Source organism: Paraburkholderia phytofirmans PsJN (genome assembly GCF_000020125.1).
Lineage (GTDB): Bacteria > Pseudomonadota > Gammaproteobacteria > Burkholderiales > Burkholderiaceae > Paraburkholderia > Paraburkholderia phytofirmans.
On record NC_010681.1, the window covers coordinates 3150122 to 3165253 of the forward strand.

The following is a 15132-nucleotide window of genomic DNA, read 5'->3' on the forward strand; positions in this document are numbered from 1 at the left end:
TGCCGACGCTGCCACTAACAGTAATGATTAAGCGTTCTGGCGGATCGGCAGTTGCAAATACTGCTCTCCAACGAGCCGCGACTCATTAAAAAAGCGGGGGATATAAGAGTGCAAAATCTGTTGCGTGGGGCTTTGTTTGTCGCGACCGCTGTCGTGTTGAGCGCCTGTGGCGACCGCTCCGGCACAGCGTCTGAAAGTGCCGACATGGCGCCGTGACAACCACGTTGGCGCCAGGCGCCAGCCGGAGCATAACGGCAAAAGCTTCAGTCCAGGTTCCGGCCGGCACGATCGTGAGTTCGCCGAATGGCACCGTGATAACAATCAGCGGAACGTCGCATACCGTCTACACGCAGATTGGCGCGCAAGTCGCAGTACCCGCGAATGCAACGGGTCCTGCAACGAATATCGTCACCACCACACAGTCGTCGGCCAATGGCCTTTCAGCATCGGCCCTGAGCGTCGTCAGCCTGGCAGGAGCAACCGGATCGTGAAGTTTGGCCTGGCCCACAACACGTGGGCGGTTCTTGCCGGCGGCGGTGCGAGCGGAAATGTCGACGGGAACGGCAGCGCCGCGACATTTTCCCTCAGCGGCGGGCCGATCTTGCAATCGACAGCAGCGGTTATCTCTACATAAGAAGTCTCGACACGGTCCGCAAGACTTCCCCCGACGGCGTCGTGACGACGCTGGCGACCGGACTAACGACTGCCAGCAATGCAATCGCGGTCGACAAACAAGGAAACGTCTACACCGCCGGTTCGCGAGTCATTTATCGGCGTCCCGCGAATGGCAGCATCGCGTCCTACCCATTCACCGCCACGTCCGACTTCATTACGTCCATGACCAGGGACAGCGCCGGAAATCTGTTCGTCGGCACACGCGGGGTTGGTGCGCAGATTTTGAAGATCACATTCTTATAGCCCCGAAGAGAGCGACCGCGGCAGCAAAGACGCCGCACGCGGCCTTCCCTCACAGCCGGAATTTCCCCACCATCACCTTCAACCCCCGCGCCTGATCATCCAACGACCTGGCAGCAGCGGTAGCCTCCTCCACCAACGCAGCATTCTGCTGCGTCCCAGAATCCATCTGCGTCACGGCAAGATTTATCTCCTCGATCCCGGCGCTCTGCTCGGAGGAAGCCGCAGAAATCTCCCCCATGATGTCGGTCACGCGCTTCACCGCCTTGACCACTTCATCCATGGTCTGCCCAGCGTCCTGAGCCAGGGTCGAGCCATTGCTGACACGCTCCACCGACGTGCTGATCAACCCCTTGATCTCTTTCGCGGCAGCGGCACTACGCTGAGCCAGATTGCGCACCTCGGCAGCCACCACCGAAAAACCGCGCCCTTCCTCGCCCGCCCGCGCAGCCTCGACCGCCGCGTTCAGCGCCAGAATATTGGTCTGAAACGCAATCCCTTCAATCACGCCGATGATGTCGCCGATACTGCGCGCGCTATCGTTGATCTCGTTCATCGTCGCGACCACGCGGCTCACCACGGCACCGCCCTTCTCCGCGATTTCCGACGCGTTGTTGGCCAGCGTGCTCGCCTGCTTCGCGTTATCGGCGTTCTGGCGAACCGTCGATGTCAACTGCTCCATGCTGCTCGCGGTGCGTTCGAGCGCCATGGCCTGCTGCTCGGTGCGCTGCGACAGGTCCAGATTGCCCATCGAAATCTCACCCGACGCCGTCGCAATCGCATCGGCGCTCGACGCAATGTCGGCGACCGTCGTGGCGAGCCCGCTTTGCATGTCCTGCAGCGCGAACAGCATGCTCGACTTGTCCTTGCGACCCAGCGCGATTTCGACCGACAGATCGCCCGCCGCGATCCGGCTGGCAATTTCCTTTGCATACGCCGGCTCGCCGCCAAGCTGGCCGGCGAGCCGCCGCACCACCCACTCGCTGATGCCGAACGCGAGCACGATCAGCCCGAGCGTCGCCACCGCGAGCATCACGAACGACGAGTGGTAAATAAAGCCCGACGCCTCGATGGTCGCCTTGGCCGCCTTGCCGCGCTGCGCGACGAGTTCATCGACCATTTTTTCAAGCTTGCCGGTTTCGACCAGCAGCGACACATCCTGCGTGCCGACCTGCCAGTTCATCTGCGAGAGGTCGAGCGGCTGCGCTTTCACGAGCGTCACGAAGTCGCGCAGATGCCCGCTCCACACGGTCACGGCGGCGGCGAATTTCTTTTGCTGATCGACGGCCTTCGCGTCGGACGTGTCGACGTACTGTTGCAGCGTGCCGAGTTGCGCGGCGAGACCGCTTAAGCCCGCCTCGATGTCGGTGCCGAGTTCATCGCGCTCCTTCGCGGTGGTAGCGGTGAGCAGCATTTTTTGCGCGCGGCTCGCGCGCAGCATGTGGCCGCGCGCTTCTTCGGCGGCACGGCTCGCGACATGCCCCTGATCGTAGATCGATTGGGCCGACGCATTCAGACGGCTAATCTGGGTCAGCGAGAACACGCCGATCAGCAGCGTGCCGACCAGCAGCACGGCGAAAGCGAGGCGCAACATCGCCTTCACCGACAATCCCTTGAGCCTCACCGCCCGCGAGCGGCTGCTCTGGCCACGCGGCGGCTTGCCCGCCGCTTCTCCCCCCGGTACGAATCCCGCGCCCGTCTGGCTTCCCAGCGAAACTGCTTTCATATTCCCCGTCCCCACGTTTAGAACTGCCGGAAAGGTCGGTTCCGGCATTGCTGCTTATCTCTCCGGGTCTACGGCAAGAACGCCGGCGATCTTTAACGTCGCTTGCGAAAATGCCAGCCGCTTGCGCCACGCGTGTCACCACGCGTTTTGCCACGGTTCTTGCCACATCTGTCGCCCGGTCCTCGGCGCGCCGCCTCGTAAGCCGCGCGCCCGCGACCGTTTTATACATGGCCAAAATTCGGTGGTTGGCATATATCAGACGACTTGCCAGCCATGCGTAGCCGTGGCAACACACCGGTCGCCGGCACCGCCGAGGTGCGCACGGTTCCCCGTTTCGGCGCACGGTCTCTGGCCCTTATGACCAGAACCTGTCCGATTCACGACAAAACTTGTCCTTACATTTAACTCAGGCCACTTTAAACTTCGACAATTAGTTGACGGCGCACGTCGCCGCGTCGAAATGCCGCAGCGCTGGAAACGTCGCCCGAACAGAGCCTCCGGCTACCTCAGATCCACCTTTCTTCTCTCTCATCTAGCGTATGGAAACGAGCCTCGATAAAAGCGCCCTCGCCGGCGGAGCTGGAACAGGAACCGGCTCGGCCGCCGCCGCGCAGCCCGCCGCCAAAGCGCAGCGCACGGTGTACTCCGTGCTCGGCGCGATCAGCTTCTCGCATCTGCTCAACGACATGATCCAATCGTTGATCCTGGCGATCTACCCGATGCTGAAGGACAACTTCTCGCTGTCGTTCGGTCAGATCGGTCTGATCACGCTGACCTATCAGATCACTGCGTCGCTGCTGCAGCCGCTGGTCGGTAGTTATACGGACAAGCATCCGAAGCCGTATTCGCTGCCCGTCGGCATGGGCTTCACGCTCGCGGGTCTGCTGCTGATGTCGGTCGCGCCCAGCTTCGGCGTGCTGCTGGTGGCAGCCGCGCTGGTGGGCTGCGGTTCGTCGGTGTTTCATCCGGAGTCGTCGCGGGTCGCGCGCATGGCGTCGGGCGGCCGGCACGGGCTCGCGCAGTCGCTGTTCCAGGTGGGCGGCAATGCGGGTTCGTCGCTCGGGCCGCTGCTCGCCGCGTTGATCGTGATTCCGCACGGCCAGCGCAGCATCGCGTGGTTTTCGGTGGCCGCCCTCGTCGCGATCGTCGTGCTGACGCAGATCGGCCGCTGGTACAAGGCGCATCCGTCGGTGAAGAAAGCGCGCAGCGTCGCCGGTCACGCCACGCTGTCGCGCAACAAGGTCATGTTCGCGATGGGCGTGCTGATCCTGCTGGTGTTCTCGAAGTACTTCTATCTCGCCAGCATCAACAGCTACTTCACCTTCTATTTGATCGACAAGTTCCATCTGCCGGTGCAGGCCGCGCAGGTTCATCTGTTCGTGTTCCTCGCGGCCGTCGCGGCGGGCACGGTGATCGGCGGTCCGATCGGCGACAGGATCGGCCGCAAGTATGTGATCTGGGTGTCGATTCTCGGCGTGGCGCCGTTCACGCTGCTGCTGCCGTACGCCAATCTGTTCTGGACCGGCGTGCTGACGGTGATCATCGGCGTGGTGCTCGCCTCGGCGTTCTCGGCGATCCTCGTGTATGCGCAGGAACTGATTCCCGGCAAGGTGGGCATGGTCGCGGGCCTGTTCTTCGGCTTCGCGTTCGGCATGGGCGGGATCGGCGCGGCGGTGCTCGGGCAACTAGCCGATGCCACCAGCATCACGTACGTCTATAAGGTCTGCTCGTTCCTGCCGCTGATCGGCGTGCTGACGGTGTTCCTGCCCGATGTGGAAGGCAAGCGCGCAAAGGCGTGACGGCCGGCTGACGGCAACTCTGGTGAGAAGAAGGCGCTTCGGCGCCTTTTTCTTTTTCTTTGTCTGCAACGGGTGTCCCCGGCAGGCCCGCCGCGGAAGTCATCACCCATCCCGATAGCACGCCGCATCGCTCATGGTGAACCCGCGTTGTCCGCCGAGCCACGCCTGCTCTATGCTTGTGCGGATACACGCCCTGCTCTCGCGCCGCGCCACACGGCCGCACGACCCGACATCCGTTCACTCACGCAGCAGAAGGATCGCCGCAGATGACAAGCTATCGCGACTTCCACCGCCGTTCGATCGAAGACCCCGAAGCATTCTGGCGCGACGAGGCGCGGCGCATTCATTGGCACACGCCGTTCGATACGGTGCTCGACCGTTCGAATCCGCCGTTCGCGCGCTGGTTTGTCGGCGGCCGGACGAACCTGTGCCACAACGCGGTGGACCGCCATCTGGCCGAGCGCGCGCAGCAGAACGCGCTAGTGTATGTGTCGACGGAAACCGGCATCGAGCGGCGCTACACCTACGCCGAACTGTACGGCGAGGTCAACCGGATGGCAGCGGTCATGCGCTCGCTCGACGTGAAACGCGGCGACGTAGTGCTGCTCTATCTGCCGATGATCCCCGAAGCCCTGTTCGCGATGCTCGCCTGCGCGCGTCTCGGCGCGATTCATTCGGTGGTGTTCGGCGGCTTCGCGGCGCCGAATCTCGCGGCCCGCATCGACGACGCAAAGCCGGTCCTGATCGTCACCGCCGACGCCGGCGCGCGCGGCGGCAAGGTGATCGACTACACACCGCTGATGGACGAGGCGCTCGCCCGCGCCCAACACAAGACGCCGCGCGTTCTGCTGATCGACCGGCAACTCGCGCCCGAGCGGCTCAACGCCAGCTACCTGGTCGCCTACGAACCGCTGCGCGAGCAGTTCTTCGACGCCCACGTGCCGTGCGAATGGCTCGAATCGAACGAGCCTTCCTACGTGCTGTACACGTCGGGCACGACCGGCAAGCCGAAGGGCGTGCAACGCGACGTCGGTGGCTACGCGGTCGCGCTGGCGGCTTCGATGGAACACATCTTTCAGGGCAAAGCGGGCGACGTGATGTTCACGGCGTCGGACGTGGGCTGGGTGGTCGGCCACAGCTATATCGTCTACGCGCCGCTGATCGCGGGCCTCACCACCGTGATGTACGAAGGCACGCCGATCCGTCCGGACGGCGGCATCTGGTGGCGTCTCGTCGCGCATCACCGGATCAATCTGATGTTCACCGCGCCGACCGCCTTGCGCGTGCTGAAGAAGCAGGACCCGGCGCTGCTGAAGCAGGCGGACCTGACGAGCCTGCGCGCGCTGTTCCTCGCCGGCGAGCCGCTCGACGAACCCACCGCCGCCTGGATCGCCGGCGCGCTCGACAAGCCGGTGATCGACAACTACTGGCAGACCGAGACCGGCTGGCCGATGCTGGCGATTCCGCGCGGCGTCGAAGCACTGCCGACCAGGCTTGGCTCGCCGGGCGTGCCGTCGGCGGGATTCAACCTGACCTTGCGCAACGAGCTCACCGGCGAGCCCTGCCCGCCCGGCGAGAAAGGCGTCCTGACGCTGGACTATCCGCTGCCGCCCGGTTGCATGTCGACGGTATGGGGCGACGACAAACGCTTCGTGAGCACTTACTGGTCGAGCATCCCAAACCAGCAGGTCTATTCGACCTTCGACTGGGGCGTGCAGGACGAAGACGGCTACGTGACGATCCTCGGCCGCACCGACGACGTGATCAACGTCGCCGGCCACCGGCTCGGCACGCGCGAGATCGAGGAAGCGTTGTCGAGCCACGCGGCCGTGGCGGAGGTCGCGGTGGTCGGCGTTACCGATCCTTTGAAGGGCCAGGCGGCGATGGCCTTCGTGGTGCTGCGCGACGCGCAGGCTTACGCGGACACGAAAAAGCGCAGCAAACTGGACGCCGAACTCACGGCGACGGTAGACCGCCAGCTCGGCGCGATTGCGCGGCCGTCACGGGTCGTGGTGGTGCCCATGCTGCCGAAGACACGCTCCGGCAAGCTGCTGCGCCGCGCGATCGCGGCGCTCGCCGAGGGACGCGAGCCTGGCGATCTGCCGACCATCGAAGATCCGGCCGCGTTGCAGCAGGTGCGCGAGGCATTGGACGACGGTGCGGGGAAGTAGCTTGCAAGGCAGCAGCGGGGCTGAAGCGCGTGTCGTTATAGATGCGTCGACACGCGCATCCCGACGCCGTCCGTCAGACGGTCGAACTACGCGCTTCTAAAAACCGCGTCAGAATCGCGTTCGAATACGTCCCCGCGATCTCCGTGAGAAACGACACGAAAGACGCCGGCGCGTGATCGTCGGCGGTATCGGAAACGGTACGCACGACCGCGCACGGCACGCCGTATTCGTAACAGACCTGCGCGATCGCCGCGCCTTCCATCTCGACGGCGAGCGCATCCGGCAACGCCTCGCGCAAGGCCTGAACGCCGGCCGCGCTGGCCACGAACTGATCGCCGCTGATGATCAAACCGCGATGCACGCGCGGCTCACGTGTGCCGAAACGCGCCGCCAAGGCCAAGCCCTCTTCCGCGACGAACCGCCCGCAGGCTGCGGCGAGTTGATCGGCCAGCGCCACATCGGCGTCGAATCGCGAGACGCCCAGCAACGGCACTTCGAAACGCGGAAACAGCGGCGATGCGTCGAGATCGTGCTGCAGCAACGCGTCAGCGACGACGATGTCGCCCACTCGCACTTCGCTGCCCACGCCGCCGGCCACGCCCGTGAAGACGACCGCTTCGACGTCGAATGCATGGATCAGCGCGCTGACCGTGGCCGCCGCCGCGACCTTGCCGACGCGCGCCAGCGTCACCACACACGGCGCGCCGTGGACGGTGCCCACGTGATAGTCGCGCTGACCGTGCGTGATCGTGCGCACGCCGGACTCGGCGCGCATCGCTTCGATCAGATCGCCGAGCTCTTGCGGCAACGCCGCCAGAATTCCGAGCGGTCGCCGTGAAAGCGGCTTGCCGCTGCGGTCCGGATCTATCGCGGAGAGGCTTGCGGCTGACGAGCCCCCCACCACCGCTGGCGTGCCGGCGGCTTCTACGCCTTGGGCCTCGACGCCCACCGTTTCAACGCCATGCGCCACTTGGCGCGCTGCGTCGACGCCGGACATCCCGGCACCTGCGCCCGTCCCGCTCATTCCACCGCCTGCAATTTAGCGACCGCGAGCGCCAGCCATTTCTCGCCGTGCCGCTTGAATTTGACCTGTGCTTTCGCGTCGGCGCCGCCGCCTTCGAGCGCGGTGATCGTGCCTTCGCCGAACTTGGTGTGGAACACTTGCTGGCCGACGCGGAAACCCGTTTCCGCCGCACGCTGCTCGTTCGCGAACGCGGGCAACTGCGCGGGCGTGGACGATGCGGGCCCCGTATAACCCGGCCGCGCGAACCAGTCGCGCCCATAACCCGCGTTGTCGGAGCGGCCGCCCCAGCGCGCGCCCGCCTCGACCTTCGGCGTGAGCCACTTGAGCGTTTCCTGCGGCAGTTCGTCGAAGAAACGCGAACGGATGTTGTAACGCGTCTGACCATGCAGCATGCGGCTCTGCGCGAACGACAGATACAACCGCTCCTTGGCGCGCGTGATTGCCACGTACATCAGGCGGCGCTCCTCTTCCAGGCCGTCCGATTCCATCGCGCTGTTTTCGTGTGGGAACAGCCCCTCTTCCAGACCGGTGATGAACACCGCCGTGAACTCGAGGCCCTTCGCCGCGTGCACCGTCATCAGTTGCACGGCTTCCTGGCCGGCTTGCGCCTGATTGTCGCCCGCCTCCAGCGATGCGTGTGACAGGAAACCGGCGAGCGGCGTCATCGTGTCCGGGTTTTGCGCCGGGTCGGCAATGCCGGGGGCGTCGAGCACGACGGTATTCGGATCGTCGGTGGCGACGGCCAGTTCGGGCGCGGCGGTCGCGCCCGGACGCAGCGGAATGGAGCGCGCCGGCGTGTCCATGCCGTAGCCCTCTTCGCTGACGAACGCGGCGGCCGCGTTGACCAGTTCCTGCAAGTTCTCGAGCCGGTCCTGGCCTTCGCGTTCGTTCTGATAGAACTCCGAGAGACCGCTCGTGCGCACCACGTATTCGACGGTTTCCGGCAGGCTCATCTGCTGCGTTTCCGCGCGCATCTTGCCGACCAGGTTCGCGAAGGCCGCGAGGCTCGAACCCGCCTTGCCCGCCACGTACGGAATCGCTGCGGCCATCGAGCAGTTGTACAGACGCGCCGCGTCCGCGAGTTGCTCGATGGAGCGCGCGCCGATGCCGCGTGTCGGAAAATTGACAACGCGCGCGAACGCGGTGTCGTCGTTCGGATTGTCGATCAGGCGCAGATAGGCGAGCGCGTGCTTGACTTCCTGGCGCTCGAAAAAGCGCAAGCCGCCGTACACGCGATACGCGATGCCCGCGTTGACCAGCGTGTGTTCGATCGTGCGCGACTGCGCGTTGCTGCGGTAGAGAATCGCGATTTCGCTGCGCGACGTGCCGGTGCTGATCAGCGCCTTGATTTCCTCGACGATCCAGCTGGCTTCCTGCGAATCAGTCGCGGATTCATACACGCGGACCGGTTCGCCGTGGCCCGCGTCGGTACGCAGATTCTTGCCCAGACGGCGCGAATTGTTGGCGATGAGCTGATTGGCGGCGTCGAGAATATGGCCGTGCGAGCGGTAGTTCTGCTCCAGCTTGATCAGATGACGGACGTTGAACTCGTGTTCGAAGTCGCGCATGTTGCCGACGTTCGCGCCGCGAAACGCGTAGATCGACTGATCGTCGTCGCCGACGGCGAAGATCGAGTTGGTCTGGCCCGCCAGCATCTTGAGCCAGGCGTATTGCAGCTTGTTGGTGTCTTGGAACTCGTCGACCAGAATATGCCGGAAGCGCGCCTGGTAGTGGGCGCGCAACGGCGGATTGTGCGCGAGCAGTTCGTAGCAGCGCAGCAGCAGTTCCGGAAAGTCGACGACGCCTTCGCGCTGGCATTGCTGGTCGTAGGCTTCGTAGAGTTCGACGAATTTGCGGTTGAAGTTGTCGGTGGCGTCGACGTCTTTTGGGCGCAGACCTTGTTCTTTCGCGTTGTTGATGAAGTACTGGAGATTTTTCGCCGGGTACTTTTCGTCGTCGATGTTGAGGCCCTTCATCAGACGCTTGATCGCGGACAGCTGGTCGGCGGTATCGAGAATCTGGAAGGTGGCCGGCAGGCCCGCGTCGCGGTGATGCGCGCGCAGCATGCGGTTACAGAGGCCGTGGAAGGTGCCGATCCACATGCCGCGCGTGTCGATCGGCAGGAGCGCCGACAGACGCGACATCATCTCGCGGGCGGCTTTGTTGGTGAAGGTCACCGCCAGAATCGTGGCCGGCGACGCCAGACCGTGCTGGATAAGCCACGCGATGCGCGTGATCAGGACGCGGGTCTTGCCGCTGCCCGCGCCGGCGAGAATGAGGGCGGGCTCGTTCGGGAGCGTGACGGCGGCGTGTTGTTCGGGGTTGAGATTGGCTAGCAGGTCGGGCATTTTTTCGGAGGGGCGGCGGGTCGTTCGACATTATATGCCCCGGAGGGGGGGCGGTTTTTTTGCCTGTTCGGCGGGGTGGGTTGGGGTGGGGTTGTCGGTTTCTTTTTGTTGGTCTTTTGTTGCGGGCGCTGGGGGTTGGGTCTGATTGCTGTGTTGGCCTTTCCTTGAAATCTTTGTGGTCTATTGGCGTTGCCCCTGTGCGGGGCGGCACTGTAGTGGTCCAATGGTCCTGGACATCTCTAAAGGGGATAATTCTCCAACTGAGGTGAGAGACATGGGCAGACGGAACCTGACAGACGAGTTCAAGGCTGAGGCAGTGCAACTGGTGGTTGCGCAGGGCTATCCAATCACCAAGGCCTGCGAGGCGTTGGGCGTGGGCGACTCGGCTTTGCGGCGCTGGGTGGCGCAGTGGCGTGCGCAGCAGGCTGAGCCGCCACGCAGCGACGTGCAGATCCAGCGCGACCAGCGACGCATCCGTGAGCTGGAAGCGCGCGTGATGGAGCTTGAGCGGGAGCGCGAGATACTAAAAAAGTCTACGGCCTTCTTCGTCAAGGAAATGGATCGCTCCTCGAAGTGATCCGTTCGCTGAAGAAGGCCTGGCCGGTGAGTCTGATGTGCCGTTTGCTGAAGGTGCCGCGAAGCAGCTATTACGCCTTTGCTGCGCGGCCGCCCAAACCGGGCGCATCGCCTCCACTGCTGAAGGCCGTGCGTCAGATTCATAGCGAAAGCCGCAGCAGTTACGGCAGTCGCCGGATGGCGCAGGCACTGCAGCAGCAGGGTTATGCAATCGGACGCTACCGGGCGCGTTCACTGATGCGCGAGGCGCAACTGGCTGTGGCCAGGCGGCGAACGCACCGGTATCGCAAGGCCGAGGGTGAAGCCCTGATTGCACCTAACCTGCTTGAGCGGCAATTCGAGCCGGGCGCGATCAACCGGGTATGGGCAGGCGATATCACGTATGTGAGAACGCGTCAGGGGTGGTCCTATCTGGCCATCGTGATGGATCTGCACTCGCGCCGCATCGTAGGCTGGGCGTTCGCCTTGCAGGCGGATACGGAACTGGTCATCCAGGCCCTACAGCAGGCCCGGCAGAAGCGGCGCCCGGCAGCCGGGCTGATGTTCCACTCCGATCAGGGCTGCCAGTACACCAGCGAGCGCTTCGTGGGCGATCTGAAGGCGAACGGGATCGTCCAGAGCATGAGCAGAAAGGGGAATTGTTGGGACAACGCGGTGGTCGAGCGCTTCTTCAGAAGCCTGAAGAGTGAATGGATTGGCGAACAGGAATACGGCAACCACGAACTCGCCCGCCGCGATATCGCGGGCTACATCGCAGACTTCTACAACTACCGGCGCATTCATTCGGCGGCAAACAATCTGCCGCCAGTGCGGTACGAAACTTCGATTTATTGAAAAAACCCTTTGTGGGTGTCCAAAGAGGCTTGACCACTACACACTCCCTTTCTTTGCCGCCGCAAAGAAAGGAAGCAAAGAAAGCGGCTTCACACCGCCAGCTTTTAAGTGGGTCCCCCGGCTTGGAGGGGGCAGTGGCGCATCTGGAATCTGTGCCCTCGCGCATTCCGCGTTCGTGACAAGGCGCTCATTCTTCCGGCGGCGCTGCGCGCGCCGTCGCGGTCGTTCGGCAAGACCTCAGTCGGTTCGATGCCAAGGGCCTTCAATGAGCTGTGGACGGATTTTCCGCATTGCGGCTTGCCGGGTGCTCGGCCTCTCTCGCGCGCAACTGTTCTCGTTCCGTCATTTTCCACGTCCCACGGCGTCTCCCGTGTGCCCGGCTCCGTCCCACCCGAGCGCTTTCAGGACCGCCGGCCGTTTCGCGGCATCGTTGGGGCGAAGCCGGTGGCCCCACTGCGCACACGAGCCGCGGCGGGTTTGGGATAGACCGTTCCGGCGAGCGCGCAGCGCGACGCGGGCGGCATGACTGCCTTGTCACGAACGCGGAATGCGCGAGGGCACAGATTCCAGATGCGCCACTGCCTCCTCCAGTCCGGGGGACCCGCTTACAAGCTGGCGGTGTAAAGCCGCTTTCTTTGCTTCCTTTCTTTGCGGCGGCAAAGAAAGGGAGTGCCGCCCCGCACAGGGGCAACGCCAATAAACCACAAAGATTTCAAGGAAAGGCCAAAGCAGCAAGCCAACCCCAAACCACCCAAAACCCGCCCGCCGCCAAGGCGCCGCTTATAATCAACCATTCCCAGCATTCACCAGCCGAACCGACACAAATGAGCGAGACCCCGAGCGACACCACCTCCACGCTTGCCAAAAGCTTCGAGCCCCACACCATCGAAGCCCACTGGGGCCCCGAATGGGAAAAGCGCGCCTACGCGACGCCCGTCATCGACGAAAACCGGAAAGATTTCTCGATCCAGCTGCCGCCGCCGAACGTCACGGGCACCCTCCACATGGGCCATGCGTTCAACCAGACCATCATGGACGGCCTCGCCCGCTATCACCGCATGCTCGGCGAAAACACCCTGTGGGTGCCGGGCACGGACCACGCGGGCATCGCCACGCAGATCGTCGTCGAGCGGCAACTGGACGCGCAAGGCGTCTCGCGCCACGACCTCGGCCGTGAAAAATTCGTTGAACGCGTCTGGGAGTGGAAACAGGAATCCGGCTCGACCATCACAAACCAGGTGCGCCGCCTCGGCGCCTCGATCGACTGGTCGCGCGAATACTTCACGATGGACGACAAGATGTCGGCCGCCGTGCGCGACGTCTTCGTGCGTCTGTATGAACAGGGCCTGATCTATCGCGGCAAGCGCCTCGTGAACTGGGACCCGGTGCTGCTCACCGCCGTCTCCGATCTTGAAGTGGTCAGCGAAGAAGAAAACGGCTCGCTGTGGCACATCCAGTACCCGCTCACCGACGGCTCGGGCCATCTGACGGTCGCCACCACGCGCCCGGAAACCATGCTCGGCGACACCGCCGTGATGGTCCACCCGGAAGACGAGCGCTACGCGCACCTGATCGGCAAGACGGTCACACTGCCGCTATCGGGCCGCGAAGTGCCGATCATCGCAGATGATTATGTCGACCGCGAGTTCGGCACCGGCGTCGTCAAGGTTACGCCCGCGCACGATTTCAACGACTACCAGGTCGGTCTGCGCCACAAGCTGCCGATGATCGAAATCCTCACGCTCGACGCGAAGATCAACGACAACGCGCCGGAAAAATACCGCGGCCTAGACCGTTTCGACGCCCGCAAGCAGGTGGTGGCCGACCTCGAAGCGCTCGGCGTGCTCGAATCGGTCAAGCCGCATAAGCTGATGGTGCCGCGCGGCGACCGTACGGGCGTCGTGATCGAGCCGATGCTGACGGACCAATGGTTCGTCGCCATGAGCAAGCCGGCGCCGGAAGGCACCTTCAATCCGGGCAAATCGATCGCCGAAACCGCGCTAGACGTGGTGCGCAGCGGCGAAATCAAGTTCGTGCCGGAAAACTGGACCACCACTTACTATCAGTGGCTCGAAAACATTCAGGACTGGTGCATCTCGCGCCAACTCTGGTGGGGCCACCAGATCCCGGCGTGGTACGGCGAAAACGGCGAAATCTTCGTCGCGAAGACCGAGGAAGACGCGCGCGCCAAGGCCGCGGCGGCCGGCTATACGGGCGCGCTCAGGCGCGACGAAGATGTGCTCGACACCTGGTTCTCGTCTGCTCTGGTGCCGTTCTCGTCGCTCGGTTGGCCGAATGAAACCCAGGAGTTGAAGCACTTCCTGCCGTCGTCGGTGCTGGTCACCGGCTTCGACATCATCTTCTTCTGGGTCGCGCGCATGGTCATGATGACCACGCACTTCACCGGCAAGGTGCCGTTCGATACGGTGTACGTGCACGGTCTCGTGCGCGACGCCGAAGGCCAGAAGATGTCGAAGAGCAAGGGCAACACGCTCGACCCGATCGATATCGTCGACGGCATCGGCCTCGACGCGCTGGTCGCCAAGCGCACCACCGGCCTGATGAACCCGAAGCAGGCCGCGTCGATCGAAAAGAAAACCCGTAAGGAATTCCCCGACGGCATCCCCGCGTTCGGCACCGACGCGCTGCGCTTCACGATGGCCTCGATGGCCACGCTCGGGCGCAACGTCAACTTCGACCTGGCGCGCTGCGAAGGCTATCGCAACTTCTGCAACAAGCTGTGGAATGCCACCCGTTTCGTGCTGATGAACTGCGAAGGCCACGATTGCGGTTTCGGCAAACCGGAACAATGCGGCGAATGCGGTCCGGACGGACACTTGCATTTCTCGCAGGCCGACTTCTGGATCGTCTCGCGTCTGCAGCGCGTGGAAGCGGAAATCGCCAAGGGTTTCGCCGACTATCGTTTTGACAATGTGGCCAACGCCCTATACAAGTTCGTATGGGACGAATACTGTGACTGGTATCTGGAGCTCGCGAAGGTTCAGATCCAGACGGGTCAGCCGAACCAGCAGCGCGCAACTCGCCGTACTCTGCTGCGCGTGCTCGAGACGGTGCTGCGGTTGGCGCACCCGGTGATTCCGTTCATTACCGAGGCGCTGTGGCAAAAAGTGGCGCCGTTGGCCGGGCGTTACCCCGAAGGCAAGGCCGAGGGCGAAGCGTCCATCATGGTGCAGCCTTACCCCGTCGCCGAACCGTCGAAGATCGATGAAAACGCGGAACAGTGGGCGGCCGATCTGAAAGCAGTGATCGATGCGTGCCGGAATCTGCGCGGCGAAATGAATCTGTCGCCGGCGGTCAAGGTGCCGTTGCTCGCTACCGGCAACGCGGAGCGCCTGCGCACCTTTGCTCCGTACGCGCAGGCATTGGCCCGTTTGTCCGAAGTGCAGATCATTGCCGACGAGGCAACGCTGGATGCGCAGGCAGATGGCGCGCCAATTGCTATCGTGGGGAATGACAAGCTCGTGCTGAAGGTGGAAATCGATGTGGCAGTGGAGCGCGAGCGGTTGTCGAAGGAGATTGCGCGGTTGAGTACGGAAATCGTCAAGTGCAGCGGAAAACTGCAGAATGAGAGTTTCGTTGCAAAGGCACCGCCGGCAGTCGTTGAGCAGGAGCAGAAAAGACTGGCGGAATTCGAAGCGACGGTGGGCAAGCTGAAAGCCCAACTGGCGCGCTTGCCGGCTTGATCACGCTCCGTGCCCGCCCGAAGAGGCAGGCAAGG

The 15132-nt window shown here is 63.6% G+C and carries 8 protein-coding genes; 5 read left to right on the plus strand and 3 right to left on the minus strand.

The window, feature by feature from the left end; genetic code table 11:
• Positions 1-675: 675 nt before the first annotated feature.
• Positions 676-918: an SBBP repeat-containing protein gene (locus BPHYT_RS13815; protein ID WP_012433776.1), complete on the plus strand. Its 243-nt coding sequence runs from the start codon at positions 676-678 to the stop codon at positions 916-918.
• Between the two features lie 49 nt (positions 919-967).
• Here BPHYT_RS13815 and BPHYT_RS13820 read toward each other — a convergent pair whose 3' ends face one another.
• On the minus strand, positions 968-2641 hold the full coding sequence (locus BPHYT_RS13820; protein WP_041758513.1) for a methyl-accepting chemotaxis protein: 1674 nt from the start codon (positions 2639-2641) through the stop codon (positions 968-970).
• A 539-nt stretch (positions 2642-3180) separates the two neighbouring features.
• Here BPHYT_RS13820 and BPHYT_RS13825 point away from each other — a divergent pair.
• A complete protein-coding gene (locus tag BPHYT_RS13825; protein ID WP_012433778.1) occupies positions 3181-4440 on the plus strand; it encodes an MFS transporter in 1260 nt (419 codons plus the stop codon).
• Positions 4441-4616: 176 nt separating this feature from the next.
• Positions 4617-6611 carry a propionate--CoA ligase gene (locus BPHYT_RS13830; RefSeq protein WP_407669136.1) on the plus strand — a complete coding sequence of 665 codons (1995 nt, stop codon included), beginning with the start codon at positions 4617-4619 and terminating at the stop codon, positions 6609-6611.
• 73 nt (positions 6612-6684) lie between these two features.
• Here BPHYT_RS13830 and BPHYT_RS13835 read toward each other — a convergent pair whose 3' ends face one another.
• The gene (locus BPHYT_RS13835; protein WP_238535594.1) at positions 6685-7608 is read right to left on the minus strand and encodes a 5'-methylthioadenosine/adenosylhomocysteine nucleosidase; all 924 of its coding nucleotides are present in this window, start codon (positions 7606-7608) and stop codon (positions 6685-6687) included.
• 23 nt (positions 7609-7631) lie between these two features.
• The gene (locus BPHYT_RS13840; protein ID WP_012433781.1) at positions 7632-9983 is read right to left on the minus strand and encodes a UvrD-helicase domain-containing protein; all 2352 of its coding nucleotides are present in this window, start codon (positions 9981-9983) and stop codon (positions 7632-7634) included.
• Positions 9984-10257: 274 nt separating this feature from the next.
• Here BPHYT_RS13840 and BPHYT_RS13850 point away from each other — a divergent pair.
• Both BPHYT_RS13850 and BPHYT_RS13855 read left to right on the plus strand, forming a co-directional pair.
• Positions 10258-11393, plus strand: a protein-coding gene (locus tag BPHYT_RS13850) for an IS3 family transposase (RefSeq protein ID WP_238535650.1) whose coding sequence is annotated in 2 segments (ribosomal slippage) — positions 10258-10516 and positions 10516-11393 — 1137 coding nt in all. Because the reading frame shifts where the segments join, the coding sequence is not laid out codon by codon here.
• A gap of 824 nt (positions 11394-12217) precedes the next feature.
• On the plus strand, positions 12218-15097 hold the full coding sequence (locus tag BPHYT_RS13855) for a valine--tRNA ligase (protein WP_012433782.1): 2880 nt from the start codon (positions 12218-12220) through the stop codon (positions 15095-15097).
• Positions 15098-15132: the final 35 nt, after the last annotated feature.

Excerpts from the sequence above, each read along its gene's own strand:
- BPHYT_RS13835 (WP_238535594.1), bottom strand. The coding sequence starts at position 7,608 with ATGTCCGGCGTCGACGCAGCGCGCCAAGTGGCGCATGGCGTTGAAACG.
- BPHYT_RS13840 (WP_012433781.1), bottom strand. The coding sequence starts at position 9,983 with ATGCCCGACCTGCTAGCCAATCTCAACCCCGAACAACACGCCGCCGTC.
- BPHYT_RS13820 (WP_041758513.1), bottom strand. The coding sequence starts at position 2,641 with ATGAAAGCAGTTTCGCTGGGAAGCCAGACGGGCGCGGGATTCGTACCG.
- BPHYT_RS13825 (WP_012433778.1), top strand. The coding sequence starts at position 3,181 with ATGGAAACGAGCCTCGATAAAAGCGCCCTCGCCGGCGGAGCTGGAACA.
- BPHYT_RS13855 (WP_012433782.1), top strand. The coding sequence starts at position 12,218 with ATGAGCGAGACCCCGAGCGACACCACCTCCACGCTTGCCAAAAGCTTC.